The 22,111-nt window shown below is 39.0% G+C and carries 17 protein-coding genes and 1 other annotated feature (1 of these 18 cut by a window edge); all 17 genes read left to right on the forward strand.

The features are described 5' to 3' along the window. Positions 1 to 30, forward strand: a sequence feature (ribosomal protein L10 leader region); it begins 117 nt to the left of the window's first position. A gap of 32 nt (positions 31 to 62) precedes the next feature. The 17 genes from rplJ to rplC all read left to right on the forward strand — a co-directional run bounded on the left by rplJ (position 63) and on the right by rplC (position 22,098). Further along, on the forward strand, positions 63 to 563 hold the full coding sequence (gene rplJ / locus AC3WSK_RS15370; protein WP_079562380.1) for a 50S ribosomal protein L10: 501 nt from the start codon (positions 63 to 65) through the stop codon (positions 561 to 563). A 72-nt stretch (positions 564 to 635) separates the two neighbouring features. Then, positions 636 to 998 carry a 50S ribosomal protein L7/L12 gene (gene rplL, locus AC3WSK_RS15375; RefSeq protein ID WP_079562379.1) on the forward strand — a complete coding sequence of 121 codons (363 nt, stop codon included), beginning with the start codon at positions 636 to 638 and terminating at the stop codon, positions 996 to 998. Between the two features lie 77 nt (positions 999 to 1,075). Further along, positions 1,076 to 1,678, forward strand: coding sequence for a class I SAM-dependent methyltransferase (locus AC3WSK_RS15380; protein ID WP_079562378.1), 603 nt, complete (start codon positions 1,076 to 1,078; stop codon positions 1,676 to 1,678). Between the two features lie 241 nt (positions 1,679 to 1,919). After that, positions 1,920 to 5,495, forward strand: a complete 3,576-nt coding sequence (rpoB, locus tag AC3WSK_RS15385) for a DNA-directed RNA polymerase subunit beta (RefSeq protein WP_170938996.1) — start codon at positions 1,920 to 1,922, stop codon at positions 5,493 to 5,495. Positions 5,496 to 5,703: 208 nt separating this feature from the next. Further along, complete coding sequence (rpoC, locus tag AC3WSK_RS15390; protein ID WP_079562376.1) at positions 5,704 to 9,390, forward strand: DNA-directed RNA polymerase subunit beta'; 3,687 nt, start codon at positions 5,704 to 5,706, stop codon at positions 9,388 to 9,390. Positions 9,391 to 9,528: 138 nt separating this feature from the next. Then, a complete protein-coding gene (locus AC3WSK_RS15395; protein WP_079562375.1) occupies positions 9,529 to 9,777 on the forward strand; it encodes a ribosomal L7Ae/L30e/S12e/Gadd45 family protein in 249 nt (82 codons plus the stop codon). 98 nt (positions 9,778 to 9,875) lie between these two features. Then, a complete protein-coding gene (gene rpsL / locus AC3WSK_RS15400; RefSeq protein WP_008181595.1) occupies positions 9,876 to 10,295 on the forward strand; it encodes a 30S ribosomal protein S12 in 420 nt (139 codons plus the stop codon). 150 nt (positions 10,296 to 10,445) lie between these two features. Then, a complete protein-coding gene (rpsG, locus tag AC3WSK_RS15405) occupies positions 10,446 to 10,916 on the forward strand; it encodes a 30S ribosomal protein S7 (protein WP_079562374.1) in 471 nt (156 codons plus the stop codon). 45 nt (positions 10,917 to 10,961) lie between these two features. Next, on the forward strand, positions 10,962 to 13,040 hold the full coding sequence (fusA, locus tag AC3WSK_RS15410; protein ID WP_492414219.1) for an elongation factor G: 2,079 nt from the start codon (positions 10,962 to 10,964) through the stop codon (positions 13,038 to 13,040). A 139-nt stretch (positions 13,041 to 13,179) separates the two neighbouring features. After that, the gene (tuf, locus tag AC3WSK_RS15415) at positions 13,180 to 14,367 is read left to right on the forward strand and encodes an elongation factor Tu (protein ID WP_079562372.1); all 1,188 of its coding nucleotides are present in this window, start codon (positions 13,180 to 13,182) and stop codon (positions 14,365 to 14,367) included. A 295-nt stretch (positions 14,368 to 14,662) separates the two neighbouring features. Then, a complete protein-coding gene (locus AC3WSK_RS15420; RefSeq protein WP_427483887.1) occupies positions 14,663 to 15,346 on the forward strand; it encodes a response regulator transcription factor in 684 nt (227 codons plus the stop codon). Positions 15,347 to 15,352: 6 nt separating this feature from the next. After that, positions 15,353 to 16,369 carry a sensor histidine kinase gene (locus tag AC3WSK_RS15425; RefSeq protein ID WP_079562371.1) on the forward strand — a complete coding sequence of 339 codons (1,017 nt, stop codon included), beginning with the start codon at positions 15,353 to 15,355 and terminating at the stop codon, positions 16,367 to 16,369. Positions 16,370 to 16,465: 96 nt separating this feature from the next. Continuing rightward, positions 16,466 to 17,227: an ABC transporter ATP-binding protein gene (locus AC3WSK_RS15430; RefSeq protein ID WP_079562370.1), complete on the forward strand. Its 762-nt coding sequence runs from the start codon at positions 16,466 to 16,468 to the stop codon at positions 17,225 to 17,227. Beyond that, positions 17,217 to 19,184 carry an FtsX-like permease family protein gene (locus AC3WSK_RS15435; RefSeq protein WP_079562369.1) on the forward strand — a complete coding sequence of 656 codons (1,968 nt, stop codon included), beginning with the start codon at positions 17,217 to 17,219 and terminating at the stop codon, positions 19,182 to 19,184. Before AC3WSK_RS15430 ends, AC3WSK_RS15435 begins: the two co-directional genes overlap by 11 nt. 165 nt (positions 19,185 to 19,349) lie before the next feature. Then, on the forward strand, positions 19,350 to 20,666 hold the full coding sequence (locus AC3WSK_RS15440; RefSeq protein ID WP_492414220.1) for a Na+/H+ antiporter family protein: 1,317 nt from the start codon (positions 19,350 to 19,352) through the stop codon (positions 20,664 to 20,666). 450 nt (positions 20,667 to 21,116) lie between these two features. Next, positions 21,117 to 21,425 carry a 30S ribosomal protein S10 gene (gene rpsJ / locus AC3WSK_RS15445; protein ID WP_004233624.1) on the forward strand — a complete coding sequence of 103 codons (309 nt, stop codon included), beginning with the start codon at positions 21,117 to 21,119 and terminating at the stop codon, positions 21,423 to 21,425. A 43-nt stretch (positions 21,426 to 21,468) separates the two neighbouring features. After that, positions 21,469 to 22,098: a 50S ribosomal protein L3 gene (gene rplC / locus AC3WSK_RS15450; RefSeq protein WP_079562367.1), complete on the forward strand. Its 630-nt coding sequence runs from the start codon at positions 21,469 to 21,471 to the stop codon at positions 22,096 to 22,098. Positions 22,099 to 22,111: the final 13 nt, after the last annotated feature.

A 22,111-nucleotide genomic window follows, 5' to 3' on the forward strand; every position in this document is an offset into this window, starting at 1 on the left:
ATTTGACCCGGAGGCTTTTCTTTTGTCGGTATAAATGACCCATTCTAATAGGAGGTGTCATCATGAGCAAAGCAATCGAAAACAAACAAGTACAAGTTCAAGAGATTACTGAGAAATTCCAAAACGCTGCTTCTGTAGTAGTTGTGGATTACCGTGGTCTTAACGTTACACAAGTGACTGAGCTTCGTAAACAACTTCGTGAAGCTGGCGTTGAGTTCAAAGTTTACAAAAACACTTTAACTCGTCGTGCGACTGAAGCTGTTGGCCTTGAAGGAATCAATGACGTATTAGTTGGTCCTAACGCAATTGCGTTCTCTAATGAAGATGTTGTAGCTCCTGCTAAAATCATCAACGAGTTCGCTAAGAAAAATGAAGCTTTAGAAATTAAAGCAGGTATTATTGAAGGTACAATCTCTTCTGTTGAAGATGTTAAAGCACTTGCAGAACTTCCATCACGCGAAGGTCTTCTTTCTATGCTTTTATCTGTACTTCAAGCTCCAGTGCGCAACTTCGCACTTGCAACAAAAGCTGTTGCAGAACAAAAAGAAGAACAAGGCGCGTAATTCCATACGCACTATAACTTCTGCGGCTTAACCCGCAACAAAAAAACATTATCCAATTAGGAGGAAATTATAATGAATAAAGAGCAAATCTTAGAAGCTATCAAAGCTATGACAGTTCTTGAATTAAACGATTTAGTAAAAGCTATCGAAGAAGAATTCGGTGTAACAGCTGCTGCTCCTGTAGCAGTAGTAGGTGGTGCTGCTGCTGGCGCTGCTGAAGAAAAAACTGAGTTTGACGTAGTACTAGCATCTGCTGGTGGCGAAAAAATCAAAGTAATCAAAGCGGTTCGTGAAATCACTGGTTTAGGTCTTAAAGAAGCTAAAGAAGTAGTAGATAACGCTCCTAAAGCTCTTAAAGAAGGCGTTTCTAAAGATGAAGCTGAACAAATCAAAGCTAAACTTGAAGAAGTTGGCGCATCTGTAGAAGTTAAGTAATCTCGTATTACTTTTAAACAAAAGGAAAGCTCGTCATTGCGGCGAGCTTTTTTTCTTCATTCTGAGGAGGCGTGAAAATGTCAGATCACTATTATACAAGTAAGCCTCAAACTGAGAGTAAACCTCGTCACTGGACATTCAAATTGTTAGGGCATACGTTTTCCTTCGAAACGGATGCAGGGGTATTTAGTAAAAGCGAAGTAGATTTTGGATCCCGTGTATTAATAGATGCTTTTCAAATGCCAGATATTGATGGTGCAATTTTTGATGTGGGGTGTGGGTATGGACCGATTGGATTATCGATTGCCAAAACAAACCCAGATCGTGCCGTTCTTATGATGGATATAAATGAACGTGCAGTTGCACTCTCACAAAAAAATGCGCAAATAAACGGTGTTCAAAATGTACGGATATTTGTGAGTGACGGACTATCGATGGTTGACAACGATGTAAAAGCCGCAGCTATTTTAACCAATCCTCCAATTCGCGCAGGAAAGGAAACAATTTTCCGTTTTTACGATGGAGCTTATGATAAGTTAGTGTCATCTGGCGAGTTGTGGGTAGTAATACAGAAGAAGCAAGGTGCACCATCAACGGTAAGTTATTTAGAAGAAAAATTTTCTGAAGTCGATGTTGTGGAGAAGAAAAAAGGCTACTGGATAGTACGTGCAAAAAAATAAATGAAATATGCATAAATTATTGACTTGACAAATCGGCTATGATAACATGGTAAAATGCAAAAATATTATTTTGAGGTCGTATGCCCTTTTGTATATGATTGTTATAATGTGGGTATACTTGCCAAGATAAGTTTAGTTAACCGAAAATGAGATCTTTTTGAAGACTCGTTTTCTTTTTGTCTTTCGAAATCATACACTATTTGTATGATTTTGCAAAGACCTAATATCGCTTTATTGAGGGGTGAATGAGTTGACAGGTCAACTAGTTCAGTATGGACAACACCGCCAGCGTAGAAGCTTTGCGCGTATTAACGAGGTGCTTGAGCTTCCAAATCTGATTGAGATTCAAACGGCGTCTTACGAGTGGTTCCTTGAAGAAGGTCTACGTGAAATGTTCCGTGACATTTCGCCGATCGAGGACTTTACAGGTAATCTTTCATTAGAATTCATCGATTATTCATTAGGAGATCCTAAGTATGAAGTCGATGAGTGTAAAGAGCGAGATGTTACTTACGCAGCTCCATTACGTGTGAAAGTACGTCTTTACAACAAAGAAACAGACGAAGTGAAGGAACAGGATGTCTTTATGGGTGACTTCCCATTAATGACAGAAACAGGTACGTTCATTATCAATGGTGCTGAACGTGTTATCGTTTCACAATTAGTTCGTTCACCAAGTGTGTATTTCCATGATAAAACTGATAAAAACGGTAAGAAAGGTTTCGGAGCAACAGTTATTCCAAACCGTGGTGCATGGTTGGAATATGAAACTGACGCGAAAGATGTAGTATACGTGCGTATTGATCGTACTCGTAAGCTACCAGTAACAGTGTTACTTCGTGCATTAGGTTTCGGTTCAGACCAAGAAATTATCGATATTATCGGTGACAATGAATTTTTACGTAATACGTTAGAAAAAGATAACTCTGAAAGTACTGAAAAAGCACTTTTAGAAATCTATGAACGTTTACGCCCAGGTGAGCCACCAACAGTTGAAAGTGCGAAGAGTTTATTATACTCTCGTTTCTTTGATGCGAAACGCTATGATTTAGCGAATGTTGGTCGCTACAAAATGAATAAAAAGCTTCATATCAAAAATCGTTTATTTAACCAAACGATTGCTGAAACGCTTGTAGATCCAGAAACAGGCGAAATTTTAGTAGAAAAAGGTACAGTTCTTGACCGTCGTACTTTAGATAAAATCTTACCGTATTTAGAAGATTCATCTAAAGGAATCGGTTTCCGCACTTTATCGCAAGTAGGTGGAGTGCTTGAGGATGATGTAACAATCCAGTCTATTAAAATTTATGCACCAAAAGATGAAGCGCAAAAAGAAATCAATATTATTAGTAATGCGTACATCGATGAAGAAGTGAAGAATATTACGCCTGCTGACGTTTTATCTTCAGTAAGTTATTTCTTCAACTTACTTTACCAAGTAGGGGCAACAGATGATATCGACCACTTAGGTAACCGTCGTCTACGCTCTGTTGGTGAGCTTCTACAAAACCAATTCCGTATCGGTTTATCTCGTATGGAACGTGTAGTACGTGAGCGTATGTCTATTAACGATACAGCAGCAATCGTACCACAACAATTAATTAATATTCGTCCAGTAATTGCGTCAATCAAAGAGTTCTTTGGTAGCTCTCAGTTATCACAATTCATGGACCAAACAAATCCATTGGCAGAGTTAACGCATAAACGTCGTCTATCTGCATTAGGACCTGGTGGTTTAACACGTGAACGTGCTGGTTTCGAAGTACGTGACGTTCACTATTCTCACTATGGTCGTATGTGTCCAATCGAGACACCAGAGGGTCCAAACATTGGTTTAATTAACTCATTATCTTCATTTGCCAAAGTAAATAAATTCGGATTCATTGAAACACCTTATCGTCGTATTGACCACGAAACAGGTGCAGTAACGAATCAAATTGATTATTTAACAGCTGATGAAGAAGATAACTACTATGTAGCACAAGCGAACTCACTATTAAATCCTGATGGTACTTTTGCTAAAGAAGAAGTAGTAGGCCGTTTCCGTGGGGATAATACAGTATTTAACAAATCGCAAATGGACTACATGGACGTATCACCTAAACAAGTAGTGTCAGCTGCGACTGCATGTATCCCGTTCTTAGAAAACGATGACTCGAACCGTGCACTTATGGGTGCCAACATGCAACGTCAAGCAGTTCCTCTTCTTAACCCAGAAGCACCATTTGTTGGTACTGGTATGGAACACGTTGATGCGCGTGACTCAGGTGCGGCTGTAGTAGCGAAATATGATGGTATTGTTGAGCACGTTGAAGCTCGCTCTATCCATGTTCGCCGTATTGAAGTCGTTGACGGTAAAGAGGTTAAAGGCGATTTAACAAAATATAAATTACAAAAATTCATTCGTTCTAACCAAGGTACTTCATACAACCAACGTCCACTTGTAAAAGTTGGCGAACGTGTGAAACCACGTGACATTTTAGCAGATGGTCCATCTATGGAAAATGGTGAACTTGCTCTTGGTCGTAACGTACTTGTTGCGTTCATGACTTGGAACGGCTTTAACTATGAGGATGCTGTTATTATGAGCGAACGCCTTGTAAAAGACGATGTTTATACATCTGTTCATATTGAAGAATATGAATCAGAGTCTCGTGATACAAAATTAGGACCTGAAGAAATCACTCGTGATATTCCAAACGTCGGGGAAGATGCACTTCGTAATTTAGATGAACGTGGTATCATTCGCGTTGGTGCGGAAGTACGTGACGGTGACATTCTTGTAGGTAAAGTAACGCCTAAAGGGGTTACAGAATTAACAGCTGAAGAACGTTTATTACATGCTATCTTCGGTGAAAAAGCTCGTGAAGTACGTGATACTTCATTACGCGTACCACATGGTGCTGGCGGTATTATTCTTGACGTAAAAGTATTTAACCGTGAAGATGGCGATGAATTACCACCAGGTGTTAACCAATTAGTTCGTGCTTACATTGTTCAAAAGCGTAAAATCCGCGTAGGGGACAAAATGGCCGGACGTCATGGTAACAAAGGGGTTATCTCTCGTATCTTACCGGAAGAGGATATGCCATTCATGCCAGACGGTACTCCTGTTGATATCATGTTAAACCCACTTGGTGTACCTTCTCGTATGAACATCGGACAAGTTTTAGAATTACACTTAGGTATGGCTTCTCGTTCCCTAGGCATTCATATGGCAACTCCAGTATTTGATGGTGCCAACGAGGAAGATGTTTGGGAAACGATGGAAGAAGCAGGTATGAACCGTGATGGTAAAACAATCCTGTATGATGGACGTTCAGGTGAACCATTTGATAACCGTGTATCAGTAGGGATCATGTACATGATCAAACTTGCTCACATGGTTGATGATAAACTTCACGCGCGTTCAACTGGTCCATACTCACTTGTTACACAACAGCCACTTGGTGGTAAAGCACAGTTCGGTGGACAACGTTTTGGTGAGATGGAGGTATGGGCACTTGAAGCATACGGTGCTGCTTATACACTTCAAGAAATCTTAACAGTTAAATCCGATGACGTTGTTGGTCGTGTGAAAACATACGAAGCAATCGTTAAAGGTGAAAGTGTACCAGAGCCAGGCGTTCCTGAATCATTCAAAGTATTGATTAAAGAACTTCAATCTCTTGGTATGGATGTGAAAATGTTAACAGTCAATGATGAAGAGGTAGAGCTTCGCGATTTAGACGAAGAAGAAGATCTTCAACCAGCTGATGCACTTAACATTGCACCACAGAAAGATACAGAAGAAGAGCCAGTAGAGTCTTTTGAATAATGGAAAACGTTAATTCACATTATTAGTGAACACGGTCAAAGTTATTTTTCAAATTAGTCGGGCAGGATTTAACGCCCTGTCCGGCTTCTTCTTTTAATAAATTATTCTATTTTTAATCTTTTGCTAAAGAGAAATGATTCTTGCAAACGATTATCGAGCTGCGTAAAAGAGTCTTTATAAAGACCTATACTAGAGGGAGGTAGGCTCCTTGATAGACGTTAATGAATTTGAATATATGAAAATTGGTTTAGCTTCTCCTGACAAGATCCGTTCTTGGTCATACGGTGAAGTTAAAAAACCTGAAACAATTAACTATCGTACTTTAAAACCAGAAAAAGATGGTTTATTCTGTGAGCGTATTTTCGGTCCAACTAAGGACTGGGAGTGTCATTGTGGTAAATACAAACGTGTACGCTACAAAGGCGTAGTTTGTGATCGTTGTGGTGTTGAAGTAACACGCGCGAAAGTTCGTCGTGAACGTATGGGCCACATCGAATTAGCAGCACCAGTTTCACATATCTGGTACTTCAAAGGTATTCCTAGCCGTATGGGTCTTATTTTAGATATGTCCCCACGTGCACTAGAAGAAGTAATTTACTTTGCTTCTTACGTTGTAATCGAGCCAGGTGCTACAAACTTAGAAAGTAAACAACTACTTTCTGAAAAAGAGTACCGTGCATATCGCGAAAAGTTCGGCAACACATTCGAAGCATCTATGGGTGCGGAAGCAATTAAAAGATTATTAGGCAAAATTGATCTTGAAGATGAAACTCATTCTTTAAAAGAAGAGTTAAAATCAGCACAAGGTCAACGACGTACGCGTGCCATTAAACGTCTTGAAGTTGTTGAATCATTCCGTAACTCAGGTAACTCTCCTGAATGGATGATTTTAGATGTACTACCGGTTATTCCACCAGAGCTTCGTCCGATGGTGCAATTAGATGGTGGCCGTTTCGCAACTTCTGACTTAAACGATTTATATCGTCGTGTAATCAACCGTAATAACCGTTTAAAACGTTTACTAGACCTTGGTGCTCCAAGTATCATCGTACAAAACGAAAAACGTATGTTACAAGAAGCTGTTGATGCATTAATTGATAACGGTCGTCGTGGTCGTCCTGTAACAGGTCCTGGTAACCGTCCATTAAAATCACTTTCACATATGCTGAAAGGTAAACAAGGTCGTTTCCGTCAAAACTTACTTGGTAAACGTGTTGACTACTCTGGTCGTTCGGTTATCGTAGTAGGTCCAAACTTAAAAATGTACCAATGTGGTCTACCAAAAGAAATGGCAATTGAATTATTCAAGCCTTTCGTAATGAAAGAGTTAGTAGAACGTGGCCTAGCTCATAATATTAAATCTGCTAAACGTAAAATAGAGCGTTTAAACAACGATGTATGGGACGTTTTAGAAGATGTTATTCGTGAGCATCCAGTATTACTAAACCGTGCACCTACGCTTCACCGTCTTGGTATTCAAGCGTTTGAACCAACACTAGTTGAAGGTCGTGCTATTCGTCTTCACCCATTAGTATGTACAGCTTATAACGCTGACTTCGATGGTGACCAAATGGCGGTTCACGTACCATTATCAGCGGAAGCGCAAGCAGAGGCTCGTCTTCTAATGCTTGCTGCACAAAATATCCTGAACCCGAAAGACGGTAAACCAGTTGTAACACCATCTCAAGATATGGTATTAGGAAACTACTACTTAACACTTGAACGTGAAACAGCTCGCGGCGAAGGAACAATTTTCTATGGACCAAACGAAGTATTAATTGCATATGATACAGGTCATGTTCATTTGCATACTCGTATTGCGATTAAAGCAAGCTCGTTAAATAACCCAACATTTACTGAGGAACAAAATAATATGTTCTTATTAACGACTGTTGGTAAAGTAATCTTTAACGAAATCTTGCCTAAATCATTCCCATACATTAATGAGCCAACTGATTTCAACTTAGAGCAAGAAACACCAAGCAACTACTTCGTTAACTTAACAATTGATGAAGAAACGTTAAAAGAGCTTGAAGCAGATGCTGCTTATAAGGGACTTGATGAAAAAGGTAAAGTAGAAGCACAACGCACAGCTGTACTGCGCAAACACTTTGCATCAGTACCAGTTGTAAATCCATTCCGTAAAAAATTCTTAGGTAATATCATTGCTGAAGTATTTAAACGTTTCCACATTACTGAAACATCTAAAATGCTTGACCGCATGAAGAACCTAGGATTCAAATATTCAACACGCGCTGGTATCACAGTAGGTGTATCTGACATCGTCGTATTACCAGACAAAGGCGAAATTTTAGCGGTAGCTCAAGAAAAAGTAGATAAAGTTCAAGCGCAATTCCGTCGTGGTTTCATCACGGAAGATGAGCGTTATGATCGCGTTATCTCAAGCTGGAGTGCTGCGAAAGATGAAATTCAATCTAAGCTAATGAAGTCGCTTGAGAAAACAAACCCAATCTTTATGATGTCTGACTCAGGTGCCCGTGGTAACGCATCTAACTTTACACAGTTAGCTGGTATGCGTGGTCTGATGGCCAACCCGGCTGGTCGTATCATCGAACTTCCAATTAAATCTTCATTCCGTGAAGGTTTAACGGTATTAGAGTACTTCATCTCAACTCACGGTGCTCGTAAAGGTCTTGCCGATACAGCCCTAAAAACTGCCGATTCAGGTTACTTAACACGTCGTCTTGTTGACGTAGCACAAGATGTTATCGTTCGTGAGGATGACTGTGGAACTGACCGTGGTTTAACAATCGGTGCGTTAATGGAAGGCACAGAGCTAATTGAAGCGTTAGATGAACGTATTATCGGTCGTCATACGAAGAAAACAATCCATCATCCAGAAACGGGCGATGTAATTTTAGAAAAAGACGGTTTAATCGACCAAGATATCGCTCGTAACATTATAGAGCTAGGTATCGAAGAAGTTACAATCCGTTCTGCGTTTACATGTAATACAAAACATGGCGTATGTAAAAAATGTTACGGCATGAACTTAGCAACAGGTGAAGAGGTTGAAGTTGGAGAAGCAGTTGGTATTATTGCGGCTCAATCAATCGGTGAACCAGGTACACAGTTAACAATGCGTACATTCCATACAGGTGGGGTTGCCGGGGATGATATTACACAAGGTCTTCCACGTATCCAAGAGATTTTCGAAGCACGTAATCCTAAAGGTCAATCAGTTATTTCTGATATCGCAGGTACTGTTTCAGACATCACTGAAATTCGTGAAGGTCTAAAAGAGATTACAATTGAAGGTGAAGTAGAAACACGTAAATACGCAGCACCTTACAATGCTCGTCTGAAAGTACAAGAAGGCGACTTTGTAGAACGTGGTCAAGTATTAACAGAAGGTTCTATCGATCCAAAACAATTGTTAAAAGTTAAAGACGTTTCAACAGTTCAAGTATACCTGTTAAAAGAAGTACAAAAAGTATACCGTATGCAAGGGGTAGAAATCGGTGATAAACATATCGAGGTAATGGTTCGCCAAATGCTTCGTAAAGTACGTGTAATTGAAGCTGGAGATACAGAATTATTACCAGGTTCATTACTAGATATTCACCAATTCTCAGAGGCAAACGTAGATGCTGTTATGAATGGCAAAAACCCTGCAACTTGTCGTCCTGTGATCCTTGGTATTACAAAAGCGTCTCTTGAAACAGAATCATTCTTATCTGCTGCATCATTCCAAGAAACAACTCGTGTGTTAACGGATGCTGCTATTAAAGGTAAACGTGATGAACTTCTTGGTCTGAAGGAAAACGTAATTATCGGTAAACTTGTTCCTGCAGGTACTGGTATGCAACGTTACCGTCAAATCCGTATTGAAAAAGATGAGCTTGAGACAGAAAACCTAATTTCTGCTGAATAATCATTAAAATAAGTGCCGAGGAGATGTATTTTTATCATCTCTTCGGACTTTTTAAAGATATGAGTTGACAGTCGAAATTGGTAATGATAATATATTGAAGGTTGATAGTTAACTGTCTGTACTTCGGAGGATATGAAAATGTCTTATGATAGAGTAAGGGATAGTCAAACAATCATAGGTACAAAGCAAACAGTAAAAGCAATGCGAGCCGGTTCAGTGAAAGAACTTTTTGTGGCACTTGATGCAGACAATTGGGTAACCGATTCGGCCATATCTTTCGCGAGAGAAATCGGTATACCAGTTACTCTTGTTGAGTCGAAAAAGAAACTGGGCAAGGCCTGTGGAATCCATGTTGGAGCTGCAGTAGTTGCGATTACTGTAGAGTAGTTTTTGTGTATTAAACACAAAGACTTTGTTTTTACCCAAAAAATGAACCACCTGGATGTGTGGTATTAACAAGGAATAAATGAAGGGAGGAAAAATCGATGCCTACAATTAACCAATTAGTACGTAAGCCTCGTCAATCTAAAAGCACGAAATCAAAATCACCAGCGTTAAACAAAGGATATAACTCATTTAAAAAATCTTTAACTGACGTTAAATCTCCACAAAAACGCGGAGTTTGTACTCGTGTAGGTACAATGACACCTCGTAAACCAAACTCAGCGTTACGTAAATACGCTCGTGTACGTTTAACTAACCAAATCGAGGTAACTGCTTATATCCCAGGTGAAGGCCACAACTTACAAGAGCACAGTGTTGTTCTTATCCGTGGCGGACGCGTAAAAGACTTAGCGGGTGTTCGTTACCATATCGTACGTGGTGCTCTTGATACAGCTGGTGTAAACGGTCGTTTACAATCACGTTCTAAATACGGAACAAAACGCCCTAAAGAAAAAAAATAATTTAACATTATTAAGCGTTGCTTAATAATGAACTTTAAAATAGTTGTCGCAAATTTTTAATCTTGCTAGCAGATTGGGAATTTGCCAGTCAACTATGACAAAATAATTCTTATAAAATAAATCGATAACTATTCGAAAGGAGGAAAACACATGCCTCGTAAAGGTCCTGTTTCCAAACGTGACGTGTTACCAGATCCAATTTATAGTTCAAAACTAGTAACTCGTTTAATTAATAAAATGATGGTTGATGGTAAAAGAGGTACTTCTCAAAAGATTTTATACGGTGCGTTCGATATCGTTAAAGAACGTTCTGGTGAAAATCCAATTGAAGTATTCGAAGCTGCTCTAAACAACGTAATGCCAGTTCTTGAAGTTCGTGCTCGCCGTGTTGGTGGTTCTAACTATCAAGTACCAGTAGAAGTACGTCCAGAACGTCGTACAACTTTAGGTCTTCGTTACCTAGTTAACTACGCTCGTCTTCGTGGTGAAAAAACTATGGAAGAGCGTTTAGCTAACGAAATCCTTGATGCTTCTAACAACACAGGTGCATCAGTTAAAAAACGTGAAGATATGCACAAAATGGCAGAAGCGAACAAAGCATTCGCTCACTACCGTTGGTAATCAATATCTAAACCGCATACGCCCAATATGGAAGGAGAAATACCTATGAAACGCGAATTCTCCCTAGAGAATACACGTAATATTGGGATCATGGCTCACATTGATGCTGGTAAAACAACAACAACTGAGCGTATCCTTTATTACACAGGTAAGATTCACAAAATTGGTGAAACTCATGAAGGCGCTTCTCAAATGGACTGGATGGAGCAAGAGCAAGAACGTGGTATTACAATCACTTCTGCTGCAACAACAGCTCAATGGAACGGCCACCGTGTAAACATCATCGATACTCCTGGACACGTAGACTTCACTGTAGAAGTTGAACGTTCACTACGCGTACTTGATGGTGCTGTAACAGTTCTTGATGCTCAATCTGGTGTTGAGCCTCAAACTGAAACAGTATGGCGTCAAGCTACAACTTACGGCGTTCCACGTATCGTGTTCATTAACAAAATGGATAAAACAGGTGCAGACTTCCTATATTCTGTAGGAACTCTACACGAACGTTTACAAGCAAACGCTCACCCTATCCAATTACCTATCGGCGCTGAAGATCAGTTCTCAGCAATCATTGACTTAGTTGAAATGAAAGCTACTTTCTATGGTGACGAAAAAGGTACAGCAGTGACTGAAGGTGAAATCCCTGAAGAACACCGCGCACAAGCTGAAGAATACCGTGAAAAATTAATCGATGCTGTTGCAAGTGTTGATGAAGAAATCATGGAAAAATATTTAGAAGGCGAAGAAATTTCTGTTGCTGAACTTAAAGCGGCTATCCGTCGTGCTACGATCGCAGTAGAATTCTACCCAGTAATCTGTGGTACAGCATTCAAACACAAAGGCGTACGCCCAATGTTAGATGCAGTTATCGATTACTTACCATCTCCATTAGATGTACCAGCAATCAAAGGTACTGATGTTGATGGCGACGAAGAATTAGAACGTCATTCTTCAGATGAAGAGCCATTCTCAGCTCTTGCATTCAAAGTTATGACTGACCCATTCGTAGGTAAATTAACTTTCTTCCGTGTGTACTCTGGAACATTAGAATCAGGCTCATACGTACAAAACTCTTCTAAAGGTAAACGTGAGCGTGTAGGTCGTATCCTACAAATGCACGCAAACTCTCGTGAAGAGATATCTAAAGTATTCGCTGGGGACATCGCAGCAGCAGTAGGTCTTAAAGATACTACTACTGGTGATACTCTATGTGACGAGAAAAACCTAGTTATTCTTGAATCAATGGAATTCCCTGAGCCAGTAATTTCTCTTTCTGTAGAACCAAAATCAAAAGCTGACCAAGATAAAATGGGTCAAGCTTTACAAAAACTTCAAGAAGAGGATCCAACTTTCCGTGCTCACACTGACACAGAAACTGGTCAAACAATCATCTCAGGTATGGGTGAGCTTCACCTTGATATCTTAGTTGACCGTATGCGCCGTGAATTTAAAGTAGAAGCTAACGTAGGTGCTCCAATGGTATCTTACCGTGAAACATTCCGTAGCTCTGCAAAAGTTCAAGGTAAATTCACTCGCCAATCTGGTGGTCGTGGACAATATGGTGACGTAACGATTGAGTTCTCTCCAAATGAAGAAGGTAAAGGCTTCGAATTCGAAAACGCTATCGTTGGTGGTGTAGTACCTCGTGAATACATTCCTGCTGTAGAAGCTGGTCTTCGTGACTCTCTTGACCGCGGTGTAGTAGCTGGTTACCCACTTATCGACATTAAAGCGAAATTAGTATTCGGTTCTTACCATGACGTTGACTCGAATGAGATGGCGTTCAAAATTGCTGCATCTATGGCTCTTAAAGAAGCTGCTAAACAATGTGACGCGGTTATCTTAGAACCAATGATGAAAGTAGAAGTTGTAATTCCAGAAGAATACCTTGGTGATATCATGGGTAACATTACTTCTCGTCGCGGACGCGTTGAGGGTATGGAAGCTCGCGGTAACTCACAAGTTGTTCGTGCAATGGTTCCTTTATCGGAAATGTTTGGATATGCAACAACTCTTCGTTCAGCAACACAAGGTCGTGGGGTATTCTCAATGACATTCGATCATTATGAAGAAGTTCCAAAATCGATCGCTGCTGAAATCGTTAAAAAAAATAAAGGTGAATAATTGAATTTTCATCTTGCATAAAGTATAACTAATTTGTAAGCTATGATTGTGGGATGGCGGATGGGCCCGTTCGCCATCAGCAATCATTCTATAAATTTTTAAAAAATATAAACATATAATTTTGAGGAGGCAATCTCTAATGGCTAAAGAAAAATTCGACCGTTCAAAAACGCATGCTAACATTGGTACAATCGGACACGTTGACCATGGTAAAACTACTTTAACTGCTGCTATCGCAACAGTTCTTTCTAAAAAAATGGGTGGAGAAGCTAAATCATACGCTGATATCGATAACGCTCCAGAAGAAAAAGAACGTGGTATCACAATCAATACTTCTCACGTAGAATACGAAACTGATACTCGTCACTATGCACACGTTGACTGCCCAGGACACGCTGACTATGTTAAAAACATGATCACTGGTGCTGCACAAATGGACGGCGGTATCTTAGTAGTATCTGCTGCTGACGGCCCAATGCCACAAACTCGTGAACACATCCTTTTATCTCGTCAAGTAGGTGTTCCATACTTAGTAGTATTCATGAACAAATGTGATATGGTAGACGACGAAGAATTATTAGAATTAGTAGAAATGGAAATCCGTGACCTACTATCTGAATATGACTTCCCAGGTGACGATCTTCCAGTAATCAAAGGTTCTGCTCTTAAAGCTCTTGAAGGCGAAGCAGAATGGGAAGAAAAAATCGTTGAATTAATGGACGCTGTAGATTCTTACATCCCAACTCCAGAACGTCAAACTGACAAACCATTCATGATGCCAGTAGAGGACGTATTCTCTATCACTGGTCGTGGTACAGTTGCAACTGGCCGTGTTGAACGTGGTCAAGTTAAAGTTGGTGACGTAGTTGAAATCGTAGGTATTACTGAAGAAGCTAAATCTACAACTGTAACTGGTGTAGAAATGTTCCGTAAATTATTAGACTATGCTGAAGCTGGTGACAACATCGGTGCTTTACTTCGTGGTGTAGCTCGTGAAGATATCCAACGTGGTCAAGTATTATCTAAACCAGGTTCAATCACTCCACACACAAGCTTCAAAGCTGAAGTTTATGTTTTATCAAAAGAAGAGGGTGGCCGTCATACTCCATTCTTCACTAACTACCGTCCTCAGTTCTACTTCCGTACAACTGACGTAACAGGTATCTGTAACTTACCAGAAGGCGTTGAAATGGTAATGCCTGGCGATAACATCGAAATGACAGTAGAACTTATCGCTCCAATCGCTCTTGAAGAAGGTACTAAATTCTCTATCCGTGAGGGTGGCCGTACTGTAGGCGCTGGCGTAGTTGCTTCTATCCAAAAATAATTTAAGCATTTAGCTTATTTTCAAAACCAATCTGTAGGGACGCTTACAGATTGGTTTTTTATGTTAAAATAAGTTAAAAACATTTGATAATTTTATTTTAATTAGATTATCTTATGTATACATACTGGCTGAAATGCCAAAGAGCATAAGAATTTCAGCATGATAAAGTGGGAAGAAAATCTTTTATCTACGAAATTGCTGGGGATAAAATCTAATACAGCCTGTAGAGTGTAGAATCGCATCCCTTTCAATATACATAATAAACATTTCTTGGAAGGAGGGTTTGCAAGTGGAGATGAAAATATTGTTGATAGAAGACGATCCATCCATTTTCGAAATGATCCAGACACGTTTTGCACAGTGGTCTCTTCAAGTTGTAGGTGCTAAAGATTTTCAAAAGGTAATGGACGATTTTATTGAGGAAAAACCCCAGCTTGTATTGATAGACATTCAGCTACCTGCCTATGATGGCTTTCATTGGTGTCGTGAATTACGTCATATTTCAAAGGTGCCCATTCTCTTTCTATCTTCACGAGACCATCCAATGGATATGGTTATGGCAATGCAAATGGGTGCAGATGATTTTGTACAAAAGCCGTTCCATATGGAGGTATTACTTGCAAAGGTACAAGCCGTTTTACGTCGTACATATGATTATATAGAAGAATCAATGGATGTTACACGGTTTAATGGTGCAGTTATTGACTATGCGCGCAGTGAAATTATGTATGAGGGTAAGCTTGCTTCATTAACTAAAAATGAGCTCTTTATTTTACGTGTATTAGTGGAGAAGGTCGATCAAATTGTTTCTAGAGATGATTTAATGAGAAAGTTATGGGACGATGAACGCTTTGTCAATGATAATACATTATCGGTAAATGTTAATCGATTACGTACTAAGCTTGAGGAAATAGGGTTACAAGAAGTGATTTTAACTAAAAAGGGACTAGGTTATATGGCTTTAACACAAGGGACGTGATGGACAATGCTCATTTTATTTTTAAGAGAACGCCTCGCATGGATAGGCTTTTTTGTTTTTATCATCGTTTTGATCAATGTTTTATTTTCTTTAGACGTTGGATTAGTGGGAATCTCGATTTTGTATATTAACATTAGCATGCTTATTAGCTTTATGATCTTTCTTTTTTGGCGATACGTAGTAGAAGTAGGGCGGCTGAAAAATTTCCTAGGAAATGTTGAAAACCAATTTGATGACGTGCATAGCAAAAATTTAGTGTTATCGCCTTTTCAAACGGCATACTTTACGAAAATTGAAGAAGTTCTCTACGGTAAGAACACAGAGTTAAATCAAGCAAAGGTACAGCTGCAGGAATATTCGGATGAACTTCTAGCATGGGTTCATGAAGTAAAGGCACCTTTAACTGCAGTTAATTTAATGCTGGATCGCGTAGAAGATTTGACATTACGTCGTAAATTAGAGACAGAATGGCTAAGACTGCATTTATTGGTTGATCAGCAGCTACACCAAACACGATTAGCTTCTATTGAAAAAGATAATTATATGATGGACATTGAACTAAAAACCGTTGTCTATAAAGAAATAAGAGCTATGCAGGCATGGTGTATAGAAAAAGGTATTGGTTTTGATGTGGAAGAGTTAACAGATACAGTGACGACGGACGGCAAATGGCTAGCCTTTATCATCCGACAAATTCTGTCCAATGCGATTAAATATAGTCCCGCAAATTCAGAGGTATTGATATTTACTGAAGTAGATGCTACTGGGGCAACACTATTACATATAAAAGATGCAGGTATTGGTATTCGTCAGGAGGATCTACCACGAATATTTAATAAATCGTACACTGGAACAGCCGGAAGGGAGTCTGCACAATCTACAGGTATGGGTCTATACTTAGCACATAATGTGGCACAGAAAATTGGCGTCCGTATTACCGTCCAATCTAGTGTAGGTGAAGGCTCGATATTTACATTACGTTTTCCATTACAAAATGAATATGTCAAACTAACAGGTAGATGACGAAATTGTCACCTACCTTTTTATATTGTCATGTAAAACACACGAATTGCCGACGTAGACAGGGTACACTTGAACTATAGAAAGGGGCGTTTACAAGTGGCGGTTTTAATTGGTCGTAAAGTAAAAAAAGTATATGGTAAAAAATCAACAGCCCAAGAAGTGTTAAAGGGTATTGATGTAGAAGTAAATCAAGGTGAATTTGTTGGCATTATGGGACCTTCAGGATCTGGGAAGACAACACTCTTAAATGTTTTGTGTTCAATCGACTTTGCTACAGAAGGTGTTATTGAAATAAATGGTCAAAACTTACGTGGTATGAAGGAGAAGGAGTTAGCTAATTTCCGTCGTGAACAATTGGGGTTCATATTCCAAGATTATAATTTATTAGATACACTAACGGTGAAAGAGAATATTCTACTACCATTAGCTATTGGCAGACTACCAAAGGCTGTTGCAGAGAGTCGTGTAAAGGAGCTTACACATTTATTAGGTATTGCTGAGATTTTAAACAAATATCCAAATGAAATATCAGGTGGTCAAAAGCAACGTACATCGGCAGCTCGGGCACTAATTACAAATCCTTCACTTGTATTTGCTGATGAACCTACAGGCGCACTTGACTCTAAATCAGCTACTGCACTTTTGAAAAATCTACAAAGTATTAATGAGTCAAAAAAAGCAACAATTATGATGGTTACGCATGATGCGGTAGCAGCAAGTTTTTGTACACGTGTTTTATTTTTAAAGGACGGACTTATTTATAGTGAGCTATATAAAGGAGATAAAACGAGACAGGCATTTTTCCAAGAAATCATGCATACGCAAAGTGTGCTAGGCGGTGACGGCTATGAGTCTTAGTAAACTCGTATTGCGCAGTATGAAGAAAAATATGAAGCATTATTATTTATATTTTTTCGCACTTATTTTTAGTGTGACTTTATATTTTTCTTTTGTGACATTGCAAAATAATGCTGAAGTGCTCGCTACAGTAGAGAAGAGCGGTACGGCCACAGCGGGTTTTAAAGCAGCAACCTATATGCTGTACTTTATTGTCTTATTTTTCGTCCTATATGCCAACCATCTATTTATGAAGCGTCGTAGTAAGGAGATAGGCTTGTATCAGCTAATAGGGATGACAAAGGGGCTTATCGTACGTTTATTAGCGGTAGAAAGTATCTTATTATTTGTAGGCGCGGTCGTTTTAGGTATACTTGCAGGGTTCTTTAGTTCACGCTTATTTGCAATGGTTTTACTGCGCGTACTCGAAAAAGAGGCACTTGTGACGATGACATTTAGTACAGAGGCATTACAGCAGTCTATCTCAGTATTTGCCATTCTACTAGTCATCGTACTTGTGCAAATGGCTTTGATGATTTACCGTGTATCATTACTATCATTATTCAGTGCTTCTAAGCAAGCCGATGAGCGCGTAAAACGTTTCAGCCCATTACAAATGGTTATTGGCTTTTTGGGACTTGTATTTATTGCATATGGCTACTATGCATCAACGAAGCTCTTTGATATTAACTCTCAGGGTAATTTAACACTTAATATGATTATTATTTTAGCAACTACCATAGGTGGGACGTTCCTTGTTTTCCGTTTCTCTGTAGCATTTATTATGAATTCAATTCGTCTTAAGAAAAATGGACATTTAACTGTGCGTGATGTATTAGCATTAACACCGATTATGCATCGTATGAAGGGTAATGCGAAATCCTTAACGCTTATTACGGTTTTAACAGGTGTTTCACTTGGGGTTACAACTTTAGCGTATATTTCGTATTATTCATCAGAATCGTCGGCATATAGCCGAGTACCTGGTGATTACGTTTTACTTGAAGATAAGGACCAGGAATTTTTAAAGAAGCTAGAGGACAATCATATTGCTTTTGATAAAAGCGATTTCCGATTGCAGAGTGTTTCAGCTTCCTTTTCACAGCTATTATCGAAAGAACAGCAAAATAAAGATAATCCCCTTTTTGGTTTAGAAGGAATCATTTATACAATCCCACTTTCTGATTATCAACAAATAGTTCCTGAAGCTTCCGTTTCGGATAATGATGTTATATTAACAAACTATGGTGGTTATATGGCAGAGATGTTTCCACTTGAAAAGGATCGTGATGTTGTTGTCACTCCTGGAGGTCCAGAGGTACCTAAAGAAGAAACGCTTCATGTCAAAGATGTTCAACATGAAAGTATTATAAGTGGTACTGTGACTGCTGGGCCTGGGGGACCGATTTTTGTAGTTTCAGATGCATTGTTTGAAAAACTAGCTACTTATTCAAGCGCTTCTGAATGGCACAAACAAACTTCTATTAAGATAAAGAATAAAAGTGATTTAGCTCAAGCAGAGAAGTTATATATACAATTAAATGAAGAAAATTATCCAAACCTTATACAATCCTATGAAGAAGAACGTAAGGGGAATATTGAATCATTAGGAATTACAATATTTACCGCAGCATTTTTAGGATTAGCATTTTTAATGACAACAGGTAGTATTTTATACTTTAAGCAAATGTCTGAGGCTGAAGAGGAGCGAGGCTCTTATACGATATTAAGAAAAATTGGCTTCGCTGAAAAAGATATTATGAAAGGTATTTATATGAAACAAGCCTTTAATTTTGGTGTTCCATTAATAATAGGGCTACTTCATAGTTACTTTGCTGTTAAGTCAGGATGGTTTTTATTCGGTTCAGAGTTAACCGCACCATTGTGGATTGCTATGAGCTGCTATATAGCGTTATATGCTATCTTCGCTGTACTTTCTGTTGGTTATTATAAAAAAGTCATTCGTGGATCGTTATAAATAGGAAGAAGTCTAAAAGCAGTATGATTAGTTAAGGTCATACTGTTTTTTTGTTGTTTGAATCTAGGGGATTTTTCCAGGGTATAAAAACAACTTGACTTTCAAGTATTAGACGATTAAAGTTTAGTATATTAGTAATCTAGTGTACGAAAGTGAAGTGTTAAAATGAACGCAGTAATTGTGGCCGTGGCTGTCATGTTAATATTAAGCTTGCTCCGTATCAATGTTGTTCTTTCTCTTGTGTTGGGCGCCTTCGCAGGAGGTCTAACAAGCGGCATGGGTATTGAAGCAACTGTACAATCATTTACAGAAGGATTAGGAGCAGGCGCAACGATTGCTTTAAGTTATGGGTTGCTTGGTGGTTTCGCTATTGCCATTTCAAAAACAGGAATTCCTGAATTAATGATTGCAGGGATTTTAAACATATTAAATAAAAATGGTACAAGTAATCGAAAAGGTTTAGTAAAGGTTTTAATTTTCCTACTGATCTTTATGATGTCTATTTTCTCGCAAAACTTAATTCCAATTCATATAGCCTTTATCCCGTTATTGATCCCTCCGATTTTAAGGGTATTAAATATGTTAGAAGTAGACCGACGAGTGATTGCTACATTAATTGCTGTTGGTTTAATAGGAACGTATAGCTTCGTACCTGCTGGCTTCGGAGCTATTTTCCAAGATATCGTTTCTACTCAAGTTACCAAGGCAGGTATGGAGGCATCTTCACGTGATGTACCAGTAGCGATGGCTATACCCGTTCTGGGGATGTTAATTGGATTATGTGTAGCCTTTTTCGTATATCGAAAACCTAGACAATATCAAAATAAAGATGTTGATACAGAGTCTTTAAACGTTCAGGTCAGTAAGTTCGTTATTTTTTCTACGACTGTGGCTTTAATTGTCTCTCTATGTGCACAAATTTATACTGATTCGATGATTGTAGGCGCCTTTGCAGGAATTATGATGATGTATTTTACTGGTGCACTTAAATGGAGAGAGGCAGATGAGATTCTTTCTGAGGGAATGAAGATGATGGCCTTTATCGGTTTTGTGATGATCGCTGCAAATGGTTTTGCATCTGTTATTAACGCCACGGGTCATGTAGATAGCTTAATCGCAAACTCGCTATCAATTCTCCAAGGCAATAAGAGTCTAGCTATATTGATAATGTTGGTCATCGGTTTAATAGTGACGATGGGGATTGGTTCATCCTTTGCGACAGTACCTATTATTGCAACCTTATTTGTGCCTCTCGCACAAGGGTTAGGAATGAGTCCTTTGGCGATTATCTGTCTTATAGGTACAGCAGGTGCTTTAGGTGATGCAGGCTCTCCTGCTTCAGATTCTACTCTTGGACCAACTGCAGGTTTAAATGTAGATGGACAGCATAATCACATTTGGGATACATGTGTGCCAACGTTTATTTTTATAAACATCCCACTTATTATATTTGGCTGGGTTGCATGTGTATTTTTCTTATAAGTAATAGAAAGAGCGGCTTCTAACTATTAGAGGCTGCTTTTTTTGTCTTTATGAGATTATAGATTGTTAATGCCGTCATAACTAAGTGCATCATCTTCAAATTGAGTTCACCAGTCCTTTACAAACTAGTTCTTGCAGTTTGTTATTGTTTGAAATATTCGAAAACGTTGATATAACAACCTTATGTGTTGCAAAGTGCATGAGAATTTTATATACTAGTAAACGGTTTAGAGGAACGAGAAATATTAGTAGTAAGAATATCAACAACATTTAAAAGAATTTAGCGAAAAGACTTGCTTATTCTTTTTTTATTGGGTATAATGTTGAATGTTGGTCTTTGACTGCGATGAAACGAGAGGTTGCCGACACACCCGGCCGCTTTGCCATGGCGGTGTGACGGAAAATTTTCGTGGAGAATGTCTAGAAAATAGGCGAGAAGGAGGGAAAATAATGGCAAAACAAAAGATTCGTATTCGTTTAAAAGCGTATGATCACCGTATTTTAGATCAGTCTGCTGAGAAAATTGTGGAAACTGCAAAACGTTCAGGTGCAAGTGTATCAGGTCCGATTCCACTTCCAACTGAGAAGTCTGTGTACACGATTCTTCGTGCCGTTCACAAGTACAAAGATTCTCGTGAACAATTCGAAATGCGTACGCATAAACGTCTGATCGATATCGTTAACCCAACACCACAAACTGTTGACGCGTTAATGAAACTTGATTTACCATCTGGCGTTGATATCGAAATCAAACTTTAATGGTAAAAATATAACTATTCAAAACTTACAGGAGGTGTGACAAATGGCTAAAGGAATCTTAGGTAGAAAAATTGGTATGACACAAGTTTTTGCTGAAAACGGCGATTTAATCCCGGTAACAGTTATCGAAGCTACTCCAAACGTAGTTCTTCAAAAGAAAACTGCTGATACAGATGGCTACGAAGCTATCCAAGTTGGTTTCGAAGACAAGCGCGTTAAGCTTTCTAACAAACCAGAACAAGGTCACGTAGCAAAAGCGAACACTGCTCCTAAGCGCTTCATTCGTGAATTCCGCAACGTGAACGTTGAAGAATACGAAGTTGGTCAAGAAGTCAAAGTAGAAATTTTCGCAGAAGGCGATGTAATTGATGTAACAGGTGTTACTAAAGGTAAAGGTTTCCAAGGTGTAATTAAACGCCATGGTCAATCTCGTGGTCCTATGGCCCACGGTTCTCGTTACCACCGTCGTCCTGGTTCAATGGGTCCAGTTGCTCCGAACCGCGTATTCAAACAAAAGAAATTACCTGGTCAAATGGGTGGCACAGTAGTTACAATCCAAAACTTAGAAGTCGTGAAAGTTGATGCGGAACGTAACTTACTACTTGTTAAAGGTAATGTTCCTGGTTCTAAAAAAGCTCTAGTTACAGTTAAAACTGCAATTAAAGCTAAGTAATCACCTAAGGAAA

Source organism: Lysinibacillus sp. EB271-A1-10B, from assembly GCF_058791335.1.